Annotated in this window: 20 protein-coding genes, 1 tRNA gene and 1 pseudogene; 12 read left to right on the top strand and 10 right to left on the bottom strand. The window is 60.4% G+C overall.

What is annotated here, in order from left to right; all coding sequences use genetic code 11:
• The first annotated feature begins 153 nt into the window (after positions 1 to 153).
• Positions 154 to 1,989 (top strand): response regulator, encoded by a 1,836-nt coding sequence (locus RCH93_RS11110; RefSeq protein ID WP_306548475.1) that lies wholly within the window; start codon positions 154 to 156, stop codon positions 1,987 to 1,989.
• Between the two features lie 106 nt (positions 1,990 to 2,095).
• On the opposite strand, the gene RCH93_RS11115 is transcribed toward RCH93_RS11110, so the two are convergent.
• The 9 genes from RCH93_RS11115 to RCH93_RS11155 form a co-directional block, all read right to left on the bottom strand.
• Positions 2,096 to 3,484: a hypothetical protein gene (locus tag RCH93_RS11115; RefSeq protein ID WP_306548476.1), complete on the bottom strand. Its 1,389-nt coding sequence runs from the start codon at positions 3,482 to 3,484 to the stop codon at positions 2,096 to 2,098.
• A gap of 262 nt (positions 3,485 to 3,746) precedes the next feature.
• A complete protein-coding gene (locus RCH93_RS11120; protein WP_306548477.1) occupies positions 3,747 to 5,468 on the bottom strand; it encodes a VCBS repeat-containing protein in 1,722 nt (573 codons plus the stop codon).
• Positions 5,469 to 5,647: 179 nt separating this feature from the next.
• The gene (locus tag RCH93_RS11125) at positions 5,648 to 6,349 is read right to left on the bottom strand and encodes a hypothetical protein (protein ID WP_306548478.1); all 702 of its coding nucleotides are present in this window, start codon (positions 6,347 to 6,349) and stop codon (positions 5,648 to 5,650) included.
• A 182-nt stretch (positions 6,350 to 6,531) separates the two neighbouring features.
• Positions 6,532 to 6,966, bottom strand: a complete 435-nt coding sequence (locus RCH93_RS11130; protein ID WP_306548479.1) for a cereblon family protein — start codon at positions 6,964 to 6,966, stop codon at positions 6,532 to 6,534.
• Positions 6,923 to 8,503 (bottom strand): uroporphyrinogen-III C-methyltransferase, encoded by a 1,581-nt coding sequence (cobA, locus tag RCH93_RS11135; RefSeq protein ID WP_306548480.1) that lies wholly within the window; start codon positions 8,501 to 8,503, stop codon positions 6,923 to 6,925. Before cobA ends, RCH93_RS11130 begins: the two co-directional genes overlap by 44 nt.
• Positions 8,504 to 8,532: 29 nt before the next feature.
• Positions 8,533 to 9,477 carry a hydroxymethylbilane synthase gene (gene hemC / locus RCH93_RS11140; protein ID WP_306548481.1) on the bottom strand — a complete coding sequence of 315 codons (945 nt, stop codon included), beginning with the start codon at positions 9,475 to 9,477 and terminating at the stop codon, positions 8,533 to 8,535.
• Positions 9,478 to 9,548: 71 nt separating this feature from the next.
• Positions 9,549 to 10,514, bottom strand: coding sequence for a hypothetical protein (locus RCH93_RS11145; RefSeq protein ID WP_306548482.1), 966 nt, complete (start codon positions 10,512 to 10,514; stop codon positions 9,549 to 9,551).
• 36 nt (positions 10,515 to 10,550) lie between these two features.
• On the bottom strand, positions 10,551 to 11,135 hold the full coding sequence (locus tag RCH93_RS11150) for an SIS domain-containing protein (RefSeq protein ID WP_306548483.1): 585 nt from the start codon (positions 11,133 to 11,135) through the stop codon (positions 10,551 to 10,553).
• Positions 11,136 to 11,234: 99 nt separating this feature from the next.
• A complete protein-coding gene (locus RCH93_RS11155) occupies positions 11,235 to 11,909 on the bottom strand; it encodes an adenylate kinase (RefSeq protein WP_306548484.1) in 675 nt (224 codons plus the stop codon).
• Between the two features lie 354 nt (positions 11,910 to 12,263).
• Here RCH93_RS11155 and RCH93_RS11160 point away from each other — a divergent pair, with 354 nt between their 5' ends.
• From RCH93_RS11160 to RCH93_RS11185, 6 genes are all read left to right on the top strand, one after another.
• Positions 12,264 to 13,568 (top strand): homoserine dehydrogenase, encoded by a 1,305-nt coding sequence (locus RCH93_RS11160; RefSeq protein WP_306548485.1) that lies wholly within the window; start codon positions 12,264 to 12,266, stop codon positions 13,566 to 13,568.
• A 32-nt stretch (positions 13,569 to 13,600) separates the two neighbouring features.
• A complete protein-coding gene (locus RCH93_RS11165) occupies positions 13,601 to 14,830 on the top strand; it encodes a cofactor-independent phosphoglycerate mutase (RefSeq protein ID WP_306548486.1) in 1,230 nt (409 codons plus the stop codon).
• Positions 14,827 to 15,297, top strand: coding sequence for a thioesterase family protein (locus tag RCH93_RS11170; protein ID WP_306548487.1), 471 nt, complete (start codon positions 14,827 to 14,829; stop codon positions 15,295 to 15,297). The genes RCH93_RS11165 and RCH93_RS11170 overlap by 4 nt, the downstream gene beginning before the upstream one ends.
• Before the next feature lie 37 nt (positions 15,298 to 15,334).
• Positions 15,335 to 15,411: transfer RNA gene (locus RCH93_RS11175), tRNA-Met, on the top strand.
• A 744-nt stretch (positions 15,412 to 16,155) separates the two neighbouring features.
• Positions 16,156 to 16,542: a hypothetical protein gene (locus RCH93_RS11180; RefSeq protein ID WP_306548488.1), complete on the top strand. Its 387-nt coding sequence runs from the start codon at positions 16,156 to 16,158 to the stop codon at positions 16,540 to 16,542.
• Between the two features lie 48 nt (positions 16,543 to 16,590).
• A complete protein-coding gene (locus RCH93_RS11185; protein WP_306548489.1) occupies positions 16,591 to 17,031 on the top strand; it encodes a glycine zipper domain-containing protein in 441 nt (146 codons plus the stop codon).
• Positions 17,032 to 17,308: 277 nt separating this feature from the next.
• On the opposite strand, the gene RCH93_RS11190 is transcribed toward RCH93_RS11185, so the two are convergent.
• On the bottom strand, positions 17,309 to 17,731 hold the full coding sequence (locus tag RCH93_RS11190; protein ID WP_306548490.1) for a hotdog fold thioesterase: 423 nt from the start codon (positions 17,729 to 17,731) through the stop codon (positions 17,309 to 17,311).
• Between the two features lie 407 nt (positions 17,732 to 18,138).
• Here RCH93_RS11190 and RCH93_RS11195 point away from each other — a divergent pair, with 407 nt between their 5' ends.
• The 5 genes and pseudogenes from RCH93_RS11195 to RCH93_RS11215 form a co-directional block, all read left to right on the top strand.
• Positions 18,139 to 19,305 carry a sensor histidine kinase gene (locus RCH93_RS11195; RefSeq protein ID WP_306548491.1) on the top strand — a complete coding sequence of 389 codons (1,167 nt, stop codon included), beginning with the start codon at positions 18,139 to 18,141 and terminating at the stop codon, positions 19,303 to 19,305.
• Positions 19,284 to 19,886: a response regulator gene (locus RCH93_RS11200; protein WP_306548492.1), complete on the top strand. Its 603-nt coding sequence runs from the start codon at positions 19,284 to 19,286 to the stop codon at positions 19,884 to 19,886. Before RCH93_RS11195 ends, RCH93_RS11200 begins: the two co-directional genes overlap by 22 nt.
• 223 nt (positions 19,887 to 20,109) lie before the next feature.
• Positions 20,110 to 23,553 carry a hypothetical protein gene (locus tag RCH93_RS11205; RefSeq protein WP_306548493.1) on the top strand — a complete coding sequence of 1,148 codons (3,444 nt, stop codon included), beginning with the start codon at positions 20,110 to 20,112 and terminating at the stop codon, positions 23,551 to 23,553.
• Positions 23,554 to 23,661: 108 nt separating this feature from the next.
• Complete coding sequence (locus tag RCH93_RS11210) at positions 23,662 to 25,389, top strand: FAD-dependent oxidoreductase (protein ID WP_306548494.1); 1,728 nt, start codon at positions 23,662 to 23,664, stop codon at positions 25,387 to 25,389.
• A gap of 34 nt (positions 25,390 to 25,423) precedes the next feature.
• Positions 25,424 to 25,926, top strand: a pseudogene (locus tag RCH93_RS11215) (response regulator); the annotation flags it as partial.

Genomic DNA, 25,926 nt, shown 5'->3' on the forward strand with positions numbered 1-25,926 from the left:
CGAAGGAAGTTTTTGTGGTCCTTACCACGGTTGCCGCGCCGGGGCAATCCGAGAATAGGAGCCGCCGCCGCTTGACACGGTTTTTTTTCAGGGGTAGAACAAGCGGCAGGTCCAGACGTTGGAACAATGAGATAATTACCTGCGAGCGTCGTCATGATGGAACAGCAATTTCCGCCTCCCCCCCTCTCCATTGCCGAGGATGAATTTTTGGAAGAGGGCGAGGTGATTGTCATTGTCGACGATTTTGACGACATTGTCAGCCTCTTGCAGGAATTCCTCCAGCAGCAGGGCTACGCCTCGGTTGCCGCCGGTTCCGCAGACGGACTGCGTCGCCAGTTGGCGGCGCACAAGGTGGCGCTGGTGCTTCTCGACATCGGGCTGCCCGATGCGGACGGCACGAAACTCCTGCCTGAATTAAAGCAGCACGATCCGGATATGGCGGTGATTATGCTGACCGCGGTCACCGATCTGCAGACGGCGCTGGCCTGCCTCCGCTACGGGGCCGACGACTACCTCGCCAAACCAGTGCACTTCACCGATCTCCTGGCCACCCTGCGCCGGGTGCTGGAAAAGCGCCGGCTGACCATCCGCAACCGACAGTACCAGCGGCAGATCGAGCAGGCCAACTTTCGCATTCAACTGGCCCATGAACTGGCCCTGAAAATGAACACCGCCTATATGAGCATGGTGGAACTCGATGAGATCCTCCACGCCATTTTGGTGGGCATCACCGCCGAGGAAGGGCTGCGGTTCAACCGGGCGTTTCTTGCCCTGTTTGACGAGGCCGGCGCGACGCTTGAGGGCCGCTTGGCCATCGGACCGAGCAATCGGGAGGACGGCGGCCGCATTTGGCACGATATTGAGCAGCAGGACCTGGGCCTGAACGATCTCTTTGCCCGCATTCAGCGCAATGAAACCGGGATAGACGCCGAGGTCAACCGGATTGTGCGCGCTCTGCGGGTTGACGCCGCCGATGCGGAACACTTGCTGATTCGGGCAGTGCGCACCCGGCAATCGATCAACGTCGAGGGCGGTCGGTGCGACTATCCGGTGCCGCTGGACCTGGTTGGTCTGCTCCAGGAAGACACCTTTGTGGTTGTGCCCCTGTATTCGCCCAGCCGGGCCCTGGGCGTTTTAATTGCCGATCATTTTGTCAACCGCAGCCCCATTGACGCCGAGCGCATTCACGCTCTGGAAAGCTTTGCCAGTCAAGCCAGCCTAGCCATCGAGCATTGTCGATTGTATGTCGACATGCAACGAAAAATTAAGGAGCTGGAAGACGTCACCAGCGAGTTGAAAAAGAACAAGGATCTGCTCGTGGAAGCAGAGCGTTATTCGGCGCTTGGCCACATGGCGGCGCAACTCGCGCACAGCATCCGCAACCCGATCACCGCCATTGGCGGCACTGCGCGTCTGCTGGCCCGGAAAATCGACAACAAGGAGTGGCTGCAGTTTCTGGGCATGATGGCCAGCGAAGCCGAGAGAATCGAAAAAACCCTGGAAGACCTGTTCAGCTTTGTCGAGCAGGTCAAGCCGGTGTGCGAAAAGACCCGCCTGCTGTCTCTGGTGCATAAATCGCTGCTGCTGCATTTCAGCGCCTTAAAAGAGCAGGGCATCAAGCAGACGTTGTTGTTGCCGGAGGTTGACCCGCTGGTCGACGTGGATCCCCGGCTTATTCAACAGGCCCTGGTGCATCTGATCCGCAACAGCGTCGAGGCCATGCCTCATGGCGGCGAGTTGTTTGTTGAGGTGGCGTTGGATGAAGGCTGGGTGCGGATTGAAATCCGCGATTCTGGGCTCGGTATGGACCAGGGGAATGTCGGCCACGCCGCTGACCCATTTTTCACCACCAAGATGATCGGCACGGGCATGGGCCTCACCCTGGTGAAACGGATTGTTGAAGATCACGGCGGCAGCCTGACCCTGCACAACAGAAGCGAAGGCGGTCTACGGGCGACGGTGGTGTTGCCGAGGGTTGCAGAAGGGTAAGACAGAAGGATTGTGTTTTTCAGGCGCAGCCACCCCGCTCGGACATGAAAAAAGGCGTTGGGCCAAAAGCCCAACGCCTTAATTGATTGCTGAGGACTGAAATAAATTAGAATTTCAGTTCGAAGCGGGTCAACGCGCCAAAGGCTGCGTCGTCTTCCAGATCGGAATCTGCGAATTCCGGGCTCAGGTAACCGGCGGAGAAATACACGTCAGCGCCTTTGCTGATGGTGTACTGAAGGACTGCAGAAAGCTCCCAGGCACTGTCCAGAGCCAAATCATTGTCCTCTAATTTTGTTGGATTACTTGCGGCCCATGCACCTCTTGGACCCTCGCCTTCCTCGGTCCAAGCATCAATCTCAGCATAGACAATGTTGCCGGTCAGTTTCAAGGACTCGCTGATCTGATAGGAGGTAACCAAGCCGCCCCACATCCAGTCGCCGCCTTTGCCGATCATATAATCGGTGATCTTGCTGTTGTCGCTGCTGCCGACCATGACAAATCCGAAGGCCCGGTCAGGAACGAACCCGCCATCGGTGAAACCAAGGTTCAAACCGATGTTGAGTTTGTCAATTTGGTAGTTCGGGAAAACATAGCCGCCAAACCCGGTGTCGTCGGAACCGATTTCATCTATATCGGTATTGAGTTTTGCCGCGCCCGTTTTGCTGTCCAGTGTATAGAACTCTTTTCCAGAGCCGTCATTCAGCCAGGAGTTCATGCCGTTGAGATCGCCGTCGGTGACCGCGAACTCGCCAACGAGGCCAAACTGACCGCTCTTGCCGTTGGCATAGAGGGTTCCGAAAAATCCCTCATTTGCCTCAAAGCTGTCGACTACGCCATCGCGTGCATCCGTCTGGTAGCCCAGCATGCCGCCGAGGGTCCAGTCTTTGTTCAATTTGGCTTTGACATGCGCCCCAAAACGCATTTCGTCGTTGTCGGCATACTTATCGTCGTCGGTGGTGGTGTCGGATTGAGCTTCCTCCATCCATTCAACGAAAGGATTAATCTCAACGTCACCCATTTTCACAATGCCGCGAAAACCAGTTAAGTTTACATCGTCGTAAGCGAAGTTGTAGGTGGTCCCAAGCGGGCCGTAAGTAGAGCGATATTTACCTATTTCAAGGGTGAACTGATCTGTGAAGGGAATGCCGACATACGCTTGGTCAGCCCAGAGATTGCTGTTGGAATCCGAGAAAGGGACCGTGTCTTTGTCAGAATCACCCATCAGGCCTTCCATGACGCGCAGTCTCACTTTGGCATACGCGCCGCCGGCTGCGGTGCCCGCGATATTTACGCGTACACGGGAATCCATGTCGGTCTTTGAGTCATAACGATCATCATTACCGAACGTGCCGCCATACTCTTCACTCATGTACCACGCGCGTACACGGGCATCACCAGTGATTTTAACGCCGGGCTCAACAGCGGCGGCTGAAGCGGTGGAGGCAATGCCACTAACCAGCATCAGGGCGGCGCCTGCAAGAAGTACTTTTTTCATTTTCCTCTCCTTAGTTATCAGATGTTGATTGCAGGTTTCCCTACAGCAGAAAACCTCATATACCTTATCTTCGATGATTTCAGAGTATAGTAGGTTTGCCTAGTCGTCAAGTTTTTTTTACCTTGGTAAAAATTTTTTTACCAAGGATTTTATGGATTTTCGAGAAGAGGAAATGCGTTAAATCGGTGGGTTGGGCGAATGGAGGGGAAGGGCCGGGTCTGTCGGACGTGCTGTCGACAGACCCGGAGAGCGGAAAGGAAAATTAATTGGCCGCTGGGTTGACCCGCAGTGTGTAGCTGTTGAGGAACGTGGCCGCCGAGTTCCAGAAAACAAAGGGGTAGCTGGTTTGCGCCTCGGCAAAGAGGATCTGATACTGGTCGCCCTGCTTGCCTGGGTGAACAAGCTGATAGTTGGCGATGTAGCCAGGGATTTTTTTGGTTTCCCATAGACGCGTCAAAGACCCGCTTTGCCATTTGTAGGCGGACAGGGAGCTGCCGTCAAAATATCGAAGGTTCGGCATGAAGGTCACGGTTTCAAGACGGTTGCTGCCCACCAGCACATCGTTGATCCCGTCCATGTCAAGGTCCTCGATTACGACTCGAGTCGGCACCCAGGTGGTTTCTTTCTCGGAATTTACCGCATTGTTGGTGCTGGTCAACGTGCCAAAAAAGTTGTTGCTGGCCCCGTGCGTCTCGGAACTGGTCCAGCGAAGAGCGCCTGCGGCATCGTAGACCTGCAACCGGCTGCCGTTGCTGACGGCAATGGTTTCCTTCGCGCCGTCGCCGTCAATATCCGCCTGGGTGAAGTCAAACACGTTGATTCCCTGGGGAAGGGCCAGTTGTTTGCCTTCGCTCAGCCCACCCCGCGCGTCCAGGGCCATCTGATGAATATCGCCGCCGCCGAATTCGCTGGCGAGCGTTTTTTGGCCAACGAGCATATCGGGTTGGTTTGGCGCCGTGATGGTGCGCAGATACCAGCCGACATGTTCAAAGAGGGGGGTCATTTTTTGGCCGTTCCATTCCATCGCCGTGGTGTCGGGATTGTCGCCGTTGCTGCCGCTGATGTAGATTTCTTTGTGCTTGTTATTGTTCAGATCACCCAAGGTGACCGAGTGATAGCGGAGATGATTGGGCAAATCGACGGTGGCCAGCATGCGAAACGCCCCGTCCTCATGACGGTAGAGCATCAGCGCCGAACGGGTCAAAAGAACGACCTCGTCCACGCCGTCGCCGTCGAGATCGCCGGCGTTGACGTCCATGGCCTCGGCGGCGATGCTCTTGCTGCGGAAGGTGCTGACCAGCTCAAACTGTCCGCCGGCTTCGAGGCCAGTCGTTGTTCCTGCAAACAATCCTTCGCGATAGGCCCGTTCCGGGTGCGCGGTTTGGAACGCCGCCATCCCTTGCCCGCCCTTGGAACCGCCGCCCGCCGCATCTGGCCGGGGGGCGCCGAACACTGCGCCGCTGATGGCCCAGGCCAGGTCGTCGACTGCAGTCATGGCGTCGTCAACTGTCTGGAAAGATTGCTGGAATTTTTTTGGCGCCTGATTGGATGACTGAGAGAAGACGTAGCTGGTCAATTCAAATTGGCCGGCCTTGGGGGCCAGGGCGCCCATGATGAGATAATCCGCGCCGGATTGGCGCAGTTGTTGGCTGAACACGGTGTGATCGCCTGATTTTAACGCCTTGGCCATCTGTTCGGAGGCGCCGCCTTGGGCAACGGCGGCGATGTCGGCCCGGGAGGCCAGACGGCTGGCCAGGGTGCTGGCCAAGCCGTTGCGGAGGTAGGCGTAGGAACCGGGAATCTCGACGTCAAAGGGCAAAAAGATGACCTGTCGCTTTGCCGGACCTGCTGTTTTGGCGGCGGCTGGGGTCCAGGCGGCGAGCAGTGAACAGCAGCAAGCAGCCGCAATCAATGCCGCCAGCTTTCCGGCAGGGGGAAATGGTTTGCGGGTGAAAAGGGCTTTGAGCAGAGGGGTTACATTCACGGGGGTGCTCCTGTCTCTGGTTTGAAGATTGGAATGGAAAAGGTGAAAAGTCGGCAAGGCGGCCAACGAAACGTCGATCGCCTTGCTCAGCTTCATGCGTTTTGCTGTAAAAGGAAAGAAAAAACGTGCGGCATTGGGGGAAAACACAGGGAGAAACCGCAGAGAGCCGGCGGTTGCGATCAGTAGGAAAAACTGACGGATACGCCGCCATAAAAAACGTCTTGGGCCGATTTTTCGCTGGCGGCGCCGGAAGCTGCGGAATCGGTTTCGGCCCCGAATCCGGAGAGGGAACGCGACCATTGGAACGCCGGAGTGATAGTGAGATAATTTTTGTAGGAGATGGGCATGTTGAACAGCATGGAGAAAATGTGGCCCCCTTCCGTGTCAAAGGGGTTTTTAAGCAGCATGGCTTTGTTGCCCAAGGTGAACGAGATGTTGTCGTCGACCTGATACGAACGGGACAGGTCAAAGGCCAAATACCAGGATCGGCTGGGATCAAACACCTTGTTCATCCCGGGATCAACGCCGAGAAAGACGGCGCCTGGCTCTTGTTCGCTCCCCTGAGTCGAGAGGATGTAGCCTGCCGAGAATTCGAGCAACCCGGAGGAGCCTTCGTAGGAAAAGGTGATGGCCTGGCCGCTGAGCTGCGATTTCTCAGGGCTGAGACCTTGCCAGAGGGTGTCTGAATGCTGCAACTGCACGCTCAGGCCAGGAGCGGGGGCAAACCCGTACATCCCTGCCGCCAGCACGCTGTTGATCGCATTGTCATACCCTGCGCCGACCACCGGAGACGCCTGCTCGCCGGCCTGGAGACTTGCGGTCGGCAGGGCGATCAGCACCATGAAGGCGGATTGCACGATGTGGCGGAGAAGAGTGGGCATGACAGGCGGCTCGGTATGCAAGTTAGGTTGCAGTTAATGTACAGCCTAACACCCTGAAAAACAATGCGAAAGAAAACGATTCCGGTGCGCTTGGCCGTAGCTTTTGAGATTTATTGTGAAAAAATGCGCCAGAGACTCTGGCCTGGGCAAGGGGCGCGCGATGGGGAAGCGGAGGCTCCGGTTCAGGCCAAGCGGTCGGCGATGAGACCGTGGAAGGCAGGATTGCCGTCAGTGTGCGTGAACAGCCAGCCCAGATGGGCGCGGCAGGTCCTGCAAAGGACGATTTGCCACTGGTATGCGGGGAACCAGGTGAATTCGCTGCTCGGTTCCCCCTGGGGGGCGACGCCGGGCGCCAGCCTGAAGCAGCGAATGGCAAAGGCAATGCCGGCCGGATTGAAAAAAGCGTGATCGTGGCGGTGATTGATCTGGATCGCCTGGTCGCGGTGGGTGATCGCCGCGCCGCAGACGCCGCAGACGATGACGTCCTGCTCCTCGGACCACTGGTCGAGCCGGGATTGCGGCCCCCGCCCTTTTGCCGAGGCGGGACGACGCCCAGTCTCTCGGAAGCGGCGATCAGCGCGCCAACTGCGCGGCCTTGTCCCGATAGGCGGCAACAATTGCCTGCACCATGTCGCCGATGGTGTAACGCTCGGGCTGGATGTCCACCCGCAGCCCATGCTCCCGGACCGTGTCGGCGGTGATTGGTCCGATGGCGGCAATGGTCGTCTGGTCGAGCAGCCGGTGCAGTTCCTCGTCGCTGCCCGCATCGAGCATGGTCAGGAAATTGCTGACCGTGGAAGAACTGGTGAAGGTTATCAGGTCGATGGTCCCGCTCTCCAACTGGTCGCGCAATTCCTCTCGCCGGCCCATGGGTGGCACGTTGCGGTAGGCCGGGGCAATGGTGACGACGGCGCCGGCGTCGGTCAACACCTCGGGGAGAATCTCGCTGGCCCGCAGGGCGCGGGGCAGAAGAATGCGGTTGCCCTTGACCTCGGTGCGCACCAGGGCCTCGGCCAGCCCTTCGCCGGTGAATTTTTCCGGGATCAGATCAGCGGTTACGCCATATTTGCGCAACTCGTCGGCGGTTGCCTTGCCGACCACCGCGATTTTGGTCGCGGCCAGATGGCGGCTGTCGCGCCCGAGCAGAAAGAGGCGCTGGAAAAAATACGTGACCGCGTTGATGCTGGTGAAAAGCAGCCACGCGTAGTCGCCGATCTCGGCAATGGCCTGATCAAGCACCTGGTAATCGTCCACCGGTTCGATGTGGATGGTCGAATATTCCAGACATTCGGCCCCGTATTCCTCGAGCTTGGCCACCAGATCGCTGGCCTGCTCGCGGGTGCGGGTGACGACGATGCGTCTGCCGAACAGCGGCCGTTTCTCAAACCAGTCAATGGTGCTGCGCAGCTTGACCACCTCGCCGACAATCACTAGAGCCGGGGGTTTGATGTCGGCTTTTTGCACTACGTCGCAGATCGTCGCCAGGGTGCCAACCACCGAATGCTGTTGCGGGGTGGACGCCCAGCGGACCACGGCCACCGGGGTGTCGGGCGAGCGGCCGAAGTTGATCAGTTTCTGGGTGATGCTCGGCAAGGTTTTGATGCCCATGTAGATGACGATGGTGCCGACGCCGGTGGCCAGTTTGTCCCAGGCGATGTTGGAAAATTTCTTGGTCGGATCTTCGTGACCGGTGACAAAGGCAACAGACGCCGTGTATTCCCGATGGGTGATGGGAATGCCGGCGTAGGTCGCGGCGGCGGTTGCTGAAGTGACGCCGGGCACCACCTCGAAATCAATGCCCTCGCCCACCAGCTCCTCGATTTCCTCGGCGCCTCGGCCGAAGATGAAGGGGTCGCCGCCCTTGAGGCGCACCACCATCTTGCCGCGTTTGGCGTGTTCCACCAGCAGTTGGTTGATGCCTTCCTGGGTGTAGGCGTGCAGGCCGCCGCCTTTTTTGCCGGCATAGATCAGTTGCGCGTCTTTGGGCACATAGCTGAGCAGCTTGGGGTTGGCCAGGTAATCGTAGACCACGACCTCGGCGCGCTCAAGCAGGTACTTGCCGCGCAGGGTGATCAGGCCGGGATCGCCGGGGCCAGCGCCGACGAGGTAGACTTTGCCATTGGCAGGGGACGAGGTGGTGTCGTGTGTTGTCACAGGTTGCGTCTTCTTGGGGAAAAGGGATGTTAGTTCGGGCTTGCCGCGCCGCTGCAGTAAACCGCGTCAAGGATGGCCTTGCCGCCTCGGGCCAGCAGGGTTTCCGCCAGGCGCAGGCCAAGGGCGTGGGCCTGGTTCGCCGGTCCGGCGATGGTGTCCTTGATGATCTGGCGGCCGTCGACGCTGGCGATCAGGCCGGTCAGGGAAACGACGCCGTCCTGTAAGGATGCGTAGGCGCCGATGGGCACTTGGCAGCCGCCCTCCAAACGGAGGAGAAAGGCCCGTTCAGCGGCCACGGCGGTCGCGGTCGGACGGTGATGAAGAAACTGCAACGCCGCTTCCAGCTCCGCATCGTCGCGTCGCAGTTCAATCCCCAGAGCGCCCTGGCTGATGGCCGGCAGCATCTGCGCAGGATCAAGCAGGGTGGTGATGCGATGTTCCAGGCCCAGGCGACGGAGCCCGGCGCCGGCAAGAATGATGGCGTCGTATACGCCTTCGTCAAGTTTGCGCAAACGGGTGTCGATGTTGCCGCGCAGATCAACCAGGGTCAGGTCGGGCCGCAGCGCCGCCAACTGGGACCTCCGCCGTAGGCTGGAGGTGCCCACGGTTGCGCCTTGGGGCAGGGCGGCGATGGAGTCGTGTTTGACGGAGAGAAAGGCGTCCTGGGGGATTTCCCGAAGGGGAATGATGCCGATGTGCAGACCTTCCGGCAATTCGGTGGGCACGTCCTTCATCGAGTGCACCGCCAGATCAACCTCGCCGGCAAGGAGCGCGTCCTCGATCTCCTTGACGAACAACCCCTTGCCGCCCACCTTGGCCAGCGGCACGTCCAGGATGCGGTCGCCCTTGGTGCTGATTTTTACCAGCTCGACCCGGACGCCAGGATGGGCCTGTTCGATCTGGGTTTTAACCCAGGTGGATTGGGTCACGGCCAGCAGGCTGGCCCGCGTCCCTATGCGCAGCAATGTTCTCATGCACCGATCCTGTCGCGATGACGGCGTGCCGTCGTGGTTTGTAGAGTAGCGGCCATATACAGTCTTCGCGGTTATTTGTCAATTTTGTCGCTGACGGCGTCGATCAGGGCTGCCGCCAGCAGGGGCACCATCAGCTCGTGGTGGCCGGTGAAGTTGAAGCCCTTGCCGCCTTCCAGGGTGGGGCGATGGACCACGTTGGTTGCCGGGCGATAATGGCGGATGAAGTCGAAGTTGGCGGTGGTGAACCGTTTGACCTGATGGCCGAGGTTGCGCGCCACGGTCAGGGCCTTGAGAAAGACCTCGGGCAGGAGCACCGCTGAGCCGACGTTGAGATAGACGCCGCCTTCGAGTTCGCTGACCAGCCGGCAGAAAACGCGGAAATCATGGTGGCCGGCCTTGCCGATGGCTCCGCCGTCCACCGAGGGGTGAATGTGGATGATGTCGGTGCCCATGGCCACATGCACGGTCACCGGAATGTGCAGGTGCGCGGCCATGGCGAGCAGGCTTTTGTCGTTGTGGGGAAAACCGTTGTTGAGCAACATCTCGCCCACCGCCTGGCCGATGCCGACGCCCCGGTCTGCTCCTTCGATGATCGCCCGGTTGAGGACCTCGCCGGTTTCCTGGGCCGCGCCAAAGGCCCCGGCTCCAAGGACGTCGGCCACCTCCTCGGAGGTGCGGCCGACCATGGCGATTTCGGAGTCGTGGATGATGCCCGCGCCGTTGAGGGCGATGGCGGTGATCAGGCCCCGCCGCATCAGATCAATCAGGATAGGGTTGAGCCCCACCTTGATCACGTGGGCGCCCATGCCGAGAATGATCGGTCGTTGCTGGCGATGGGCTTCGGCGATCCGTTCCACCAGAGCCGGGAAGTCGACGCCGGCCAACTGGGTGGGCAGGGCGGCCAGCAGTTGCCGCACGGTCATGCCCGGCTGCATTGGCTTGGCAAAATCTTCGACGCTCACCTTGGAGTGCCGACCGTAGACGGAATAGGTGTTCAATCCGCTGAAATCAAGGGGAACGGGGGGGTAGGCGGCCATGGGCATATCTATGAGAATGTAGAGAGGGGGCGGCGGTCAGGAGGCGGCAAACATCTGCCGCTCGACGATTTCACACAGCAGGTGTTCCACCCAGAGATGGGCCTCCTGGATATGCGGCGTCGAATCCGACGGCACGTTGAGCACCAGATCGCAGACTGCGGCCAGATCGCCGCCGGGCCGGATTGTGCCGCCGGTCAGGGCTACGGTTTTCATGCCGATGTCCCGCGCCGCCAGCATCCCCTTGACCACATTGGGCGAGTTGCCGGAGGTGGAAATGCCCAGGGCCAGATCCTCGGGTTTGCCGAGCGCCTGAATCTGTTTGGCAAAGATCAGCTCATAGGAAAAATCGTTGGCGATTGAGGTCAGCACCGAGGTGTCGGTGGTCAAGGCCAGGGCGGGCAGAGGACGGCGGTTGATCAGGAAGCGGTTGACGAATTCGGCCGCCAGATGTTGGGCGTCGGCGGCGCTGCCCCCGTTGCCGAACAGCAGCAGCTTGCCGCCGTCCTCGAACACCTCGCGGATCCAGTCGGTCAAACGGAGGATGTCGTCGACCGACTCCTTGACAAAGGCCTCTTTGGCCATGATCGATTGGACCAGATTGGTCGAAATAAGTGTTTTCATGTCGCCAACCATAAAAGAAAAGCAGAGGCTGTCAAACAAAAAAACGTTTCCGCGCAAGGAGCGCGGAAACGTTTGGGGTGGTGCGTCTGAAGCGATTGCTTACGGCAGTTGCTTCATGATCAGCTCGGAAACTTCCTTGATGCCCTTGGAACCGTCAATGGAAATCACTGCAGCGCCCGGCAACCCCTTGAAGTAGTTGACTGCGGCCATGGTGCCGGTGGTTTCGTCGTAGTAGATGTTGTGGCGTTTGTTGATTGCTTCTTCGTCCTGATCGTCGGCGCGGGCGGAAAGCTCGCCGCCGCAGACCCGGCAGACCAGTTTGCCGTCTTTCTCAACCGGCTTGATGGCGTCAAAGGCGATGTGGTTGGGATGGTTGTTGTCGTTGGCGCAGAGGCGGCGACCCATGATGCGGTCTTTGGCGATCTGACGGTCCAGCATGATTTCAACCACAAAGTCCAGCTTCATGCCGGCCTCTTTGAGTGCCTTGTCCAGAGCTTCAGCCTGGGCCAGAGAGCGAGGGAAACCGTCGAGCAGCCAGCCTTTTTCTTTGGATTTGCCCAAGGTCTCAAGCACCATCGGGATGGTGAGTTCGTCGGGAACCAGGTCGCCGCGGTCAATAAACGCCTTGGCTTTTTTGCCCAGCTCGGTGCCGCCTTTGATGTGCTCGCGGAAGATGGCGCCCGATTCGATGTGATCGATGCCGTATTTTTCTTTGATGATGGCGCCCTGGGTGCCTTTGCCGCTGCCGTTCGGACCGAAAGTAAGGATGTTCATGCCGGCTTCCTCCATGTGTGAGTCAAAGAATGGTTGGGTAACATCTTTATATAATTAGCGAAAAAAAGAGTCGAAAAATGAATGACCTCTCATCAGCGTGGGGAATATACCGTACCTTGTCTGAATGCGCCATGAAAAATGATGGATTGGATCAGGGGAAGTGATGATCTCGGCAAATCGCACGAAAACAAAGGGTTGTTGCGCGCGTGCGGCAGGCGGGTGCGCAAAACGGTCAGGGGCGTTTGTCTGCGTTGTTCCGCCGCCCGCCGGAGCATACTTTTTGACAAGGCGTGGGAAAGAGGGTAGAAATCGGCCCATATATTATTCCTCCTCATTTTTTCAGGTGACGATTGCATGAAGGAAATCAAGGTTGGGTTGATCGGTTTTGGCACGGTGGGCAAGGGGTTGGCGGAAGTGTTGCTGTCGCAGCGGGAGCGGCTGATCAGGCGCACCGGAATGACGATCCGTTTGGCGGGCGTGGCCGATCACGGCGCAACCGCCATGCCGGAGCGATTTGCCGACATCCCGCTCACCAGGGACGCCGCGCAGCTCATCAATGATCCGGAAATCGACATTATCGTTGAGTTGATCGGCGGCATTGAACCGGCCAAGACCTTTGTGATGCAGGCCATTGCCAGCGGCAAACATGTGGTCACCGCCAACAAAGCGCTGCTCTCCCAGGAAGGCGCGGACATTTTTGCCGCAGCCGCCAAGCAGGGCGTCGAGGTAGGCTTTGAGGCCAGCGTCGGCGGCGGCATCCCGGTGATCAAGGCCCTCAAGGAAGGGCTGGTGGCCAACCGGATTCTCTCGATCATGGGGATCATGAACGGCACCGCCAACTACATCCTCACCCGCATGACCGACGAGGGCATTCCTTTTGCCGAGGTGCTCAAGGACGCCCAGCAGCTTGGCTTTGCCGAGGCCGATCCCACCTACGACATCGAAGGCGTCGACACGGCCCACAAACTCGCCATCCTCATGTCCATGGCCTACGGCATGCCGATCACCCACAAGGAGATCGCCACCGAGGGCATTTCCCGCATCGAACCCATGGACATCGAGCTGGCCCGCGAGCTGGGCTGCCGGATCAAGCTGCTGGCCATCAGCCGCAACCACGGCGACCACGTCGAAGCCCGGGTCCACCCGACCATGGTGCCGCAGGGCCACCTCCTGGCCTCGATCAACGGGGCCTTCAACGCCATTCATTTTCACGGCGACACGGTGGGCAACATCCTGCTGTACGGTCTGGGCGCGGGCAGCATTCCCACCGGCAGCGCCGTTGCCGCCGACGTGGTCGACATCGCCCGCAACATCCGCTGCGGTTCAATTGGCCGGGTGCCGGCCCTGTCCTATTTGCCCGAAGAGATGCGGCCGCGCCGGATCACGCCCATGGACGAACTGCGCGGGCCCTACTATTTCCGCCTGACCGTGCTCGATCAACCCGGCGTCCTGTCCACGGTGGCCGGCATCCTCAGCAAGCACGAGATCAGCATTGAATCGGTGATCCAGAAAGGGCGCAAGAAAACCGGCGCCGTGCCGCTGGTGATTGTCACCCACAGCGCCAAGGAGTCGGCGGTGCGGGCGGCCCTGGATGAAATTGACCGGCTTTCGAGCGTCACCGCGCCGGTGGTCAAAATCCGCATTCTTGAGGAAGAGTAATTCCTCGCCGGCAGCCAAGGTTACGTGATGCTATGAAATATATCCTGCTAATTGGCGACGGCATGGGCGATGTCCCGGTGCCGGCCTTGAACAATCAAACTCCGCTGGAAGCCGCCGCCACCCCGGCCATGGACCGGCTGGCGCAGTCCTCCGAGATGCTGCTGGTCCGGACCGTGCCCGAGGGCTATCCGCCGGGCAGCGACGTGGCCAATCTCTCCCTGATGGGCTACGAGCCGGAGCGCTACTACACCGGCCGGGCCCCGCTCGAAGCCGCAAGCCTGGGCGTGGAGCTGGCGCCGGAGGACATTGCCTTCCGCTGCAATCTGGTGCATGTGGAGCAACCGGGCGATGGTCGCCTGATCATGGTTGACTACAGCAGCGGCCACATCACCACCGAGGAAAGCCGGCAGTTGATCGCGGCCCTGCAGGCCGAATGCGGCAACGACCTGCTTGCCCTGCATCCCGGCGTCAGTTATCGCCATTTGCTGGTGTATCGAGGCGTCGTGCCCGCAGGGTTTGCCACGGTGCCGCCCCATGATCATTCCGATCAGGACGTGGCCGGTTATTATCAAGCCTATCAGCAGGTTGAGGCCTTTGGTCCGCTGCTGGCGCGGGCGCAGGAAATTCTGGCCGATCATCCGGTCAATCGGGAGCGCGCGCGTCAGGGCAAGCGGACCGCGAACTGCATCTGGCTTTGGGGCGAGGGCAAGCGGCCGGCCATGGAAACCCTGGAGCAGCGGTTTGGCATTCGCGGCGGGTTGATTTCCGCGGTTGATCTGCTCAAGGGGATCGGCGTGCTCGGCGGCCTTGAGGTGATTGACGTCCCCGGCGCCACCGGCTATCTCGACACCAATTACGAGGGCAAGGCCCAGGCCGCGCTCAAGGTGCTGGAAAGAGACGATTTTGTGCTGGTGCATGTCGAGGCTCCGGATGAAACCGGCCACCAGGGGTTAGCGCGCGAGAAGGTCCAGGCCGTGGCTGATTTTGACAGCCGCATTGTCGCGCCGATTGTCGAGGAAATGGAGCGGCGCGGCGAACCGTTTCGCCTAGTGGTGACTATGGATCACTACACCCCGATTCACCGCCGCACCCACGAAGACTGGCCTGTGCCGATGTTTATCTATGACTCCAGGGGCGTGGCCGCGCCGTCGGGCAGCACCTACACCGAGGCCAATGTCCTGGCGGCGGTTCAGGAAAACGGCTTGGAATTGCCTTCGGGGGCTGCTTTTTTCCGGCGCTTTGTCGAGCAGGAGCAGGCATGAGCAAGCTTGCGGTCAGCTTGGTCGAGCCGGTTTTCACCACTCCCTACCGGGTGATCTACGGCGACACCGACGCCGCCGGCGTGGTGTACAACGCCAATTATCTCCGCTATTTCGAGATCGGCCGTACAGAAATGATGCGCGCCTGGGCCCTGCCCTACAGCGCAATCGAGGCCATGGGCTGCATCCTGCCGGTGACCGAGAGCTATCTCCGCTTCAAAGCCCCGGCAGCCTATGACGATCTGCTCGCTATTTCCACTTCGCTGGTCGAGGTCACCAAGGTCACCTGCCGCTTTCATTACGCCATAACCCGTCCCGCAGAAGACGGCCGCACCGTCCTGCTGGTGAAGGGATTCACCTGCCACGCCTGCGTCAATCGGCAGGGAAAGCTGACCCCCTTTCCTGCGCCCGTGCTGGAAAAGATCACCACGTTGCTAGAAAAAGGCGTACAAGGGCAAGAGAAAGGTTGACTTAATTTTTTTATCTGGTAATATAGCTTGATTGCAACGCGGGGTGGAGCAGTCTGGTAGCTCGTCGGGCTCATAACCCGAAGGTCATAGGTTCAAATCCTGTCCCCGCTACCAAGAACGATTCAAGGGGTTAAGCCATCTGGTTTAACCCCTTTTTCTTTGTCCAGAATTCCTGGCTCGCTTGTGTGGACAAAGCGTCGCTGAATGGGGTTTGAGATTTGGGACATTTAGGGCAATTCCGTTCCTCCATCTTCAATCGTCCGCCACACTCCCCCGAAATAACTGCAGGCCGATGTATCGCTCGCCTGCCTTCGCGGGCTGAATCGTCACGGATGCTTCTTTGCCTGAATGTTGGCGAAAAAATCAATACGCTGATATTAAAGTGAAAAATTTTTATGGAGGATTTTGGCGTGGGTAAAATATATCCAATGGCCGGGAGCCCGGACTGTGTTTGGGGAAAATGCAATGGAGCTATTTGATTGATATGCCGTAGTGTTTATGGCCTTTAGTCCTTCGTGGATCATTGCGCGCGTTATTGGGGCCAGGGTGTATAAAAAATACCCAGATGCGGAGAGCGCCGTCAAAAGCGACCTTGCGGGCTTGAACGCGCCCAGCGGGGACCTTCCAAGCAAGGCATTTGTAAACTCGCAGGCTCTTGACGCAGAGCCTGTTGTTTGGGGTGAATGCCTTGGAAATATTCATTAAAAAATGCAATGGCTCGCCCGGCCATTGGCACGGCAAATGCTAAAACATGCCGTCTCTGTCTTGTTGTTTGTTGCCTGGCTTCACCTAATTGGAGGCGATCCATGTGCAGACGTCAAGACGCAAAAAGGCCCTGTTGCGGCCGGGGTGATCAAAATGGTGAAAAAAACAGTTCTTGCTGTGATGGTTGGCGTGCTGCTGTTGTCGTTGTTGCCGTCAACCGGAAGCTGTTGGCATGCAGAGCCCAGACGTCACGGCCACGGGGGGCATGGAGATGATGCGCTGCTTTGGGGGTTGGGCGGTCTGGTGCTTGGCGCCGCCGTCGTGGGCGCTGCGCTGCAGCCGGCGCCTCCTCCGCCGCAGCCCGTGGTGTATGTTGAGCCGCAACCGGCGGCGTATGCGTACCAACCGCGCGTTGAGCCGGAGATGTGTCGATGGGAACGGTATGTGCTGGACGGTTACGGAAGAACCCTGTTTGATCAATACGGCCAGCCGGCGAAAGAGTACACGACTGGTCCTTGTCAATATCCGCCAAACTGGTGATGAGAAGCGTTCGGCGCTGCCGGACAGAACATGTAAAGGAGAGAAATTGTGAAATATTTGAGTGTCGTTGCCCTGCTTTTTTTATTGCTGTTGTCCTCGTGCGCCACCAAGGGGCAGACGGGGGCCGCCGGCGGCGCGGCTGCCGGCGCCCTTATTGGTCAGGCTATTGGTCACAATACCGGCGCTACATTGATTGGCGCAGCGGTCGGCGGCATGCTGGGCTATATTGTCGGCAACGAAATGGACAAGCATGATCGGGATCAGCTTAACAACGTCTACGAGCGGGGCGGGTCGAACCAGCGCTCGACCTGGGTGAACCCGGATTCCGGGAACAGGTATGCGGTTACCCCGCAACCGGCGTATCAGAACCAATCCACCCATCAGGTGTGCCGAAAGGCGGAAATCAGCGCCGTTATTGACGGCAAGCCCCAGCGGACCTACAGCACGGCCTGCCGGAACGAATACGGAGAATGGGAGTTGCAAAACTAAAGGGTTGCTCTCACGTCCCTGTGGACGTCTTTTTTGTGCAATTTTTCACCCCCTGTCGGCGCGCCTGGCAGGGGGTGTTTTATTCTGTGCTTGGCACGCTGGCCTGATGCGCCGGGGGAGGCTTCGGCCCAGAACAAAGAACCGTCTTTCCTTGGTGCGGCGCTAACCGCTCGTCTCTCTCTTCGCCTATGCAGGTCAGGAATGCGCCACTTGCCGGCCTGCGTGTGCTGTGATTATCGGCAATCAGCGACGGGGGTGAGGTCAGGTCAGGTGCGGCTCAATGAGCTCCCGGTCCCCGTACCGCCACGGTCAGGCGGGAGACGCAGATCAGGTTGTCCTGTTCGTCGCGGATTTTGATGTCCCACACCTGGGTGGTGCGGCCCTGGTGCAAGCGGGTGGCCCGACCGATCACCCAACCCCGCCGCGCCGACCGGATATGGTTGGCGTTGATCTCCAGTCCCACGCAGATGGTTCCTTCTTCGACGCAGAGATAGGCACCGGCGCCGCCCAGGGTTTCGGCCAGGGCCGCCGAAGCGCCACCGTGCAGCAGGCCCAGGGGCTGCATGGTGCGTTCGTCCACCGGCATCCGGGCCTCGATGTAGTCGTCGCCAACGGCGGTGAATTCAATGCCCAGGGTTTGCACCAGGGTCGAGGTGCAGGCGACCTGAAGCTCGTCCAGGGTGTGCGGTTTTTTCCACATGGTGTTCTCCTTTTGCGTGCGGTTGGTTGCTGTTCCCACCGGGGGGCTCGCGCGGCGGCCGATCACGGTGCAATGGGCGCGGGCACTATAAACGATCTCTGCGTGTTTTGCCGGACTTTTGCTTGTCTGGGCACGGCGAGATTTTCCCTATTCCGGATCGTTTTTGTATTGCTCCGGCGGCCCGCTAGGCGTGTCGCGCCGAACCCCTTGTGCGACAAGGGGTTCGGGCTTGGTGTTGATTTATTGTATGTTATTCCGTATTTTTAGCGTGCTGTTTGCCGGCTGGTTTGCTATAGGAGACGAAATCGTCAAGGGCACGCGGTTGCGCATGGAAAGGCGCTTGCCGCACTGCAGCCGCCCCGTTGCGGCGATGTTGCGAAGGGGGCGGAAGAGGTGTGGAGCGCGGAGTGTCCGAAGAACAGTTAGAAGGCGTTGGTCATGAAAAGAGACCGGCGGAATCGCCGTTGCCGCATGGGGTTTGGGTCGCCCCCGCTGGCTGCGGCATGCTCCGGGGCGGGAGGTTTTGCGCGCTTGATCAGGGGCTGGCCACGCTGACCGGTTATACCGCAAGCGAGCTGCTTGAGCTCCCGTGGAAGGCGTTGTGGGCCGATGTCAAGAGTGCGCCGGCCGAGCCAAACCCCGAGAGCCTGCCCTGCGAGGCGGTTGCGGCCCGCTTGCGGCGTAAAGACGGACTTGTCGTCGAGATTGTGTTCAGCGCGGTTCCGTTGGTCGGCGATGGCGCTCAAGCCGCCGAGGTTGCGCTCACCGTGTTTGACGCCGCCGTCTTGAATCGGATGGAAAGGCAACGCACGGGCCTGGCCGCCGAACTGGACCGCACCCGGCAGCAACTGATTCGGGCCGCGCGTTTGAGCGCAATAGGTTCGCTTGTTGCCGCCGTTGCCCATCAGCTCAACAACCCGTTGTGCGGGGTGTTGGGCCTGATTGAGCGTTTGGCGCGAAAGCCCGACCTGCCGACGGCTGAATCCGGTTTGTTGGCCCTGGCCGTGGAGCAATGCAAGCGCATGAAGCAACTGATCCGGGAGTTGCAGCGATCCGCTGCGCCGGTTTCTGAGGCCAGAGGCGTGTTTGATCTCCATCAGACGCTCGACGGGGTGTTGCAGCTGCTCAACAAACATCTGAACATGGCCAAGGTCAGAGTGCGCAAAGAATACGGCCCCGGGCCCATGGCGATGACCGGCGTCGAGCCGCAGATCCGTCAGGCGTTGCTCAGCCTGATCAAGACCAGCGGCGAGGCGTTGCCGGAAAGCGGCGAACTCAGGATTCAGACCGGCCGGGAGGGCGACCGGGTGCGGATTGTGCTGGGATGGGCTGACTGCGGCTTGGGCGGCCAAGCGCTCGCCCAGCTTGCGGGCGCGGGGTGTTGCGCCGACAGCGCCTCGGGCGTGGCGGATCAGGAGGCCCAAATGGGGCTGTCGGTCGCCTGTGGGATTGTCAAAGCCCATGGCGGCGAAATCCGGGTTGCATCGACTTCAGTTCGGGAAACAACCATGACGGTGTTGCTGCCGATAGACGACAGGGAAGGAAACAGGGAATGGAACACGCAACAATTCTGATCGTCGACGACGAAGCGCTGATTCGGGAAACGCTCCGGCTCAATCTGCTCGACCAGGGCCACGCCGTGGAAGCGGCCGCCAGCGGCGAGGAAGCGCTGGGGTTGCTTGATCGGGAGTATGATCTGATCATCACCGATCTGATCATGGACGGAATCGGTGGCCTGGAGGTGTTGCGGCAGGCCAAGCAGAAGCGACCGGAGCAGGCGGTGTTTATCCTCACCGGCCACGGCGAGTTGGAATCCGCGGTCGGCGCGCTCCGCCTCGGGGCTGACGATTATCTGGCCAAGCCCTACGACTACGACGAGATGATTCTGCGCGTTGGCCGTTGCCTGGCCGACCGCAAACTGCGGCGAACGGTGCGGATTTATGAATCCCTGCTCTCCATCTGCAGCGACTGCAAGAAGATTCGCGACCGCCAACCGGACGCCAACGGCGAGGCCCGTTGGATCAGCATTGAACAATTCCTCAATAAAACCACGGGCAGCGATCTGAGTCACGGCATCTGCCCCGAGTGTTATCACAAGAAGATGGCGGAACTCGACGAGATGATCCGTCGCGGCCGCCTGTTTCCCCACGCCTGATCGGCAATCTCTCCGCCGGTCCACACCCCTCATTTTTGCCGCGCCACAGAACTGCGGCATTCTCTGCCGGCGAGCCGATTGAATGCGGATCTGTCGGAGATTCAACGGCTTTTCTTCCCCCAGTCGTCTATTCCAGGGTTGACAAGGGCGCCCTTTCGCGGCAAGTTGCTCCAGTGGTATCCGGTAGTTATACAGGTGTTCAGCTGTGGGGGAACGGGGAGCCGTGAACAATCCAAAACGCTTCATTGCATGTTCCGTCTCCTTGGCGTTTGCGGCGCTGCTGTTTTTTTTGCCGTCGTTGCTGTGCCTGCCGTTGGTTGCGCCGAGAGTGCTGGCCTGGGGGGGGCTCCGCCTTCCCGGAACCCTGGAGGCGCAGTCGTGCTCTCTGGGTTGGCGCCAGGGGCTGCGCTGCGAAAATTTCCGTTACAATGATCCTGCCCTTGGCCTGCAATTGCACGCGCCGAACCTGGCCAGCGACAAGGGCTTGCTGGCCCTGTTGCTCGCGCCTTCCTATCTTGGTGAAATAACGGTCGACCAGCCGACGCTTGTCGTGCTGGCTCCACAGACGGGTTCTGGTTCGGACCGCGCCGGTGCCTCAACTGCATCCGGTGCTGAGCCCTGGTGGGAGCGTTGGACGCTGCGGCTTGAGGTCAACCAGGGCCGGGTGGTCGATCAGAGCGCGCCTTCAGGCCGGGAGCTTGCCCGCAACATCGAGTTCAGCGGCAGCCTGGCCATGGGTTCGGTCAATTACGCCATCGAAGGCAACGCCGGCCAGGGGACGGGGCATCTGCGAGCCCAGGGGTTTGTCAATCTGCCCGTTGCCGGGCAACCCTTGCTTGCCGCCTTGATATCCCGCGCCGATGTGGAAATCAGGGATCTGGAACTCGCCGATTTTCTGGAACTGGCCGCCGCCCGAGGCAACACGCCCCGCGGCGAGGGCGTGCTCAACGCCGCCTGCCGTCTCAACGCCTCGGGCGTTGATGAACTGGCGGTCGAAGGCGACGCCTCCCTGCGGGACCTGCAGCTTGCCGGCGGCTTTCTCGGCGAGGATCGACCGTCGCTGGCCCAGCTCCAATTTTCCTTTAAAGGCAGTCGTCGCGCCGACGAGTGGCGGCTTGCAACCTTGGACCTCAACACCCCCCCCCTGCGCTTTACGGCCAGCGGCAGCCTGGACCGGCACGCCGCCACACTCGCGGCCAAGGGGTCGATTGATCTGCCGACCCTGGCGGCGCAGTTGCCCCACCTGCTCGCCCTGCATCAGCAAACCAAGGTCAAGCAGGGGGCAGTCGATTTCTCGCTGCAGGCCGAAGGCGCGCCCGCCGACCTGCGTTTGCAGGCCGATTGCCGGACCGAGCGCCTGGAGGTGGTTCATGGCGGGCGGGAGTTGGCCTGGGACACCCCGCTGGCCCTGAGCGCCGAGGCGGGGGTTGTGGACGGAGCGGCGACGCTGCACAGCCTGAGGGTGCATGCGCCGTTCTTTGACGCCAACGGCAGCGGCGGCGCCGAGGCGTTCACCCTGCGCGCCACCGCCGATCTGGGGCGGATGGCTGACCAACTCGACAAAATTTTTGCTTTTGATTTTCATCCCCGGGGACAAGCGGAATTTGCCGCCGCGTCACGGCAGGACGACCAGGGCGACTATCGGCTTGAGATGCGGCTTGCCGTTGATGATCTTGCCCTGTCGCAGCGCCAAACCGTCCTGCTGCCCGCCCATCCTTTTTCCTTGAACGCTGAAGCCGTTGGTCTGCCCTCGTTTTATCAAAACGGCGGACTGCGGTCTCTGCGATTTGCCGGCTCTGGATGGCTGGGGAACCTTGAGTGGCAAGGCTCCGACCTGCAGGAGACGTCGTCCTCCGGGGAATCTGACCTGGCGGAGAGCGCCACGGCGGCCGCCAACTGCGCCCTCAAAGGGACGGTCGATCTGACGCAACTCAGCGCCGTGCGTTCCACCCTTGCCGCATCGCCGCCGCCCTTTGCTCTGCAAGGACGGCTGTCCTTTGACGGCTCGGGGCAGTGGCATGGCAGCCGGGTGACCCTGGACGCCCTGACCGGCGGCGTGGACCATTTGGTGGTCGCCACCCCTGCCGGGGTGCTGGCGCAGGCCCCGCGCGCGACCATCGCCCTAGACGGAAGCAATCTGTTGAGCGCCGCCGGCCTGAAGGTCGGAGAACTCAAGGTCGCTGAAAATTGGCGGGACCTGCAGGAGCTGGAAAAATCCTTTATCTCAGTTGATTTTGCAAAGCGCCGGCTGGCCCTGCGTCACCTGCGCTGCACCACGGCCGACGCCGTTGTTGACGCCGGTTTTGTGGTGGACGACTGGCGTTTGCCGTCGTCTGCTCGCGCTGTGGAGATCCAGAGCGACAGCAAAGCCTCCCTGCCGGCCAATCTGTGCAAGGCCAAGGGCTGGCTGGCGAATGAGGCCGAGTTGAAGGGGCGGGCGCGTGCCACGTTCAGTTCCCGCGTCCTCGGCCAGGAGCGCTCAAGCGAACTGGCGGTTGTGATGGAACCCTTTGAGCTGCGGTTGGCGCAAAAAAAAATATTCGCCGATCCCCGCCTGCAACTCAAGGTGAGCCTGGCCAGTGATCGGCAGGGGAACGGAGGGGTGAAGATTCCCGCCTTTTCCCTGCAAACCCGGCCGCTGCGCCTTGAAGGCACTGGACTGATCCGCGACAACGTTAGTCACGCCGCGGCGCCCCTTTTGGAGCTGCAGGGGAGCCTGGCGCCGGATTATCCCGCGCTGGTCCCTTTGCTGGCGCCCTTTGTCGGTCGGGAGACGGTCTTGTCCGGCAAGGAACCGGGAACCTTTCTGCTGAGCGCGCCTTTGCGGTTGCCGATGGATATGGAGCAGGTCACCCTGGCCGCGCAGATGCCCCTTGATGCCCTGCGGATTTTTGGCCTTACCCTGCGTCAGATCCCGTTGGCGGTGGAGCTCAACCGGGGCCGGATGCGGGCGCAGATCGCGGCGCCGTTGGGCGACGGCAAGTTGGTCCTCCAGCCGCAGTGGCAGCGGGAAGGCCAACAAACAGTGCTGACCCTGCCGGCCGCCAGTCAGGTCCTGCTCGACGCGCCGTTGCAACCGGCGATGGTTGCCGGTTTGTTGGGCCCGCTGCATCCTCTGTTCGGGATATTGGCCGTTCCCCAGGGCACGGTCGACCTCCGAGTGGAAACGCTGACCCTGCCGCTGACCGGCAAAGGCCCGGCGCAACCGACCTTCAAGGCGGTTCTCAATGTGGGCAACATCCGATTCAAGCCCGTCGGCGCCCTGCAGGCTGTGCTGGAAGTCGCCGGTTTGCCGTCCGGCGAGTTGCGCTGCAAGGAACGCGAACTGGCCTGCGAGGCCAAGAACGGTCGGATGAACTGTGCGCCGGTTCGCCTGCTGGCCGGAGATCAGGACATTGTCATGCGGGGCGTCACAGAGGCAAACGGCACGCTGGACTATCGCGTCCAGATGCCGTTGACCGAGGCACTGGCGCAGCAGGCCCAGCTTTCGGTGCTTGGAGACCCCACGGTCGAGGCGGAGATCGCCGGCACCCGGTCGGCGCCGCTGTTTGACCAGCCTGCTTTTCTCGCCTCCCTGGCTGCCCGGGTCGCTGCGGCCGCCACGGCTACGGTTGACGAGCCGTCGGAGACTGGAAACGAGCCAAAGATTCCGGTGATTGAAGAATAGCCGCCGACCGACGGCGCGCGCGGGCCTTCCCGCCTGCCGTCGATTCGGCCAGGATTGCGTTGATTGTTTGCATAATCGTTTCATTTTACAGCACGAGGAGGATGTGCCATGAGCAAGAAAATCGTTATTGTCGGAGCAGTGGCCGCAGGGCCCAAGGCTGCCTGCAGATTGATGCGGCTGCAGCCGGATTGGGAGATCACCATGGTGGATCAGGACAGCCTGATCTCCTACGGCGGTTGCGGCATTCCCTATTACGTCAGCGGCGACGTCTCAGACGAGAGCGAACTGCGGGCCACCAGTTTCCATGTGGTGCGCGACGCCGCCTTTTTTGTCAACTCCAAGGGGGTCAAGACCCTGACCCGGACCAGCGCGCTGGCCATCGACCGCAAGGCCAAGACCGTGCGGATCGAGAATCTGGACAGCGGCGAGCAGCAGGATCTGCCCTATGATCAGCTGATGCTGGCCACCGGTTCCAAACCCTTTGAGTTGCCCATTCCCGGCGCCGGGCTCGACGGGGTGTTCACCATCTCCAACCTGCACAAGGCGATCGAGATCAAAAGTAGGATTGCCCAGGGCAAGGTGAGCCGAGCGGTGGTCATTGGCGGCGGCGCTATCGGCATTGAGATGGCCGAGGCTTTGACCGACCTCTGGGGCATCGAGACCAGCCTGCTGGAATTGGCGCCGCAACTGTTGCCGCGCATTGTTGACCGCCACTTTGCCGCCATGCTCAAGAAGCATCTTCTGGAAAAGGGGGTGGCGGTGTTCACCCGCGAGTCGGCAATCGAACTGCTCGACAACGGCCAGGGCAAGGTTTGCGGGGTCAAGACCGCCGAGCGCACTCTGGAGGCGGATCTGGTGATCATGGCGGTGGGCGTGCGGCCGCGCAGCGAACTGGCCAAGGCGGCCGGGCTTGACGTCGCCCCCTGGGGCGGGATCAAGGTCAATCAGCGGCTGCAGACCTCGGACCCCGACATCTACGCCGCCGGCGACTGCATCGCGGTGACCAGCGCCGTCACCGGGCGGGACACCTATGCCCCGCTGGGATCGCTGGCCAACCGCGAAGGGCGGGTTGCGGCCGACAACATGGCTGGCCGGCCGGCCATGTTCAAGGGCGTCTGCGGCTCGTTCATTATGAAGGCCTTTGAGCGCTGCATCGCCGCCACCGGCATCACCTACGAGGCGGCGCGCGCCGAAGGGTTCGACGCCGACTACGCCCTGACCTCGCCGTCCGACCGGGCGCATTTCTTTCCGGATCAGGCGGTGGTGATCCTGCAGCTGGTGTTTGACCGCAAGTCGCGGCGCGTGCTCGGCCTCCAGGCCTTTGGCATGATGAACGATTCGATCTCGGCCCGGGTGGACACGGCCGCGGCCCTCATCGCCCAGGGCGGAACCATTGAAGACTTCGCCCTGGTGGAGATGGCCTATGCGCCGCCGTTTTCCTCGGCCGTCGACTCGATCAACGCCGCCGCCTATGTGGCTGAAAACATGTGCGACCACCGCCTCCGCCGGGTCGACCTTGACCGCTTCCTGGCCTGGATGGACAACATGGAGCTCGAACCCGACTGGGCGGTGCTTGATCTGCGTCATCCCCTGGAATCGGCGGCCTATGTGGAAAAATACGGCCCCGGTCGGTGGGTGGCGCTGGAGTATGGCCAGGTGCGGGCGCGTCATCAGGAACTGCCCGCCAGCAAAACCTTTATTATTCTCTGCAACGCCGGCACACGATCCTACGAAGTGCAAGTCTTCCTTGACCACGTGGGAAAATGCGATAGCATGGTAGTATGCGGCGGCTTAAATGTGATCAGTCGACTGGAAGTTGACTGGTTGTTGAAATAATACGAACGGAATACTCGTTTCTACAGGGGGGCGCATGGCTGAGTTGAATACAGAACACATGATCGAAGAGATTCAGACCAACATCCAGACAGGAGACGCCCTCAAGGCTCGTTTGGTGTTGGATCATCTTGGCGAGGTCGACAAGAAGACGCAGAATCGTTTGCTCTATGAACTGTCGCGCGGCGAGATGGCCTTTACCGTCCCCCTGTTGAATTACCTGCTGACCGCGCATCCCGAATTGGCCGCCGGGTTGCCGATCATCCGCGAAACCCTGATTTCCCATTTAATTGCCTACCCGGACGTTTTGCTCGGTTGTTTGGCCAATCCGGGCATTGCCGACAAGACGGTGATGATCGAGACCGCCGGCGAGCTCAAGTTTGAGGAGGCCACCCTGGCCCTGATCGAGCTGCTGGGGCAAACCGAGGCAACCACAACCATCAAGCTGATCATCGAAAATCTGGGCTTGATCGGCGACCCCGAATCGATCAACACCCTGACCGATTACCTCTACGCCGCCGACCGCGATCTGATTATTGC

Origin of the sequence: Desulfobulbus sp., from assembly GCF_030824455.1 — a bacterium.
Classification (GTDB): domain Bacteria; phylum Desulfobacterota; class Desulfobulbia; order Desulfobulbales; family Desulfobulbaceae; genus Desulfobulbus.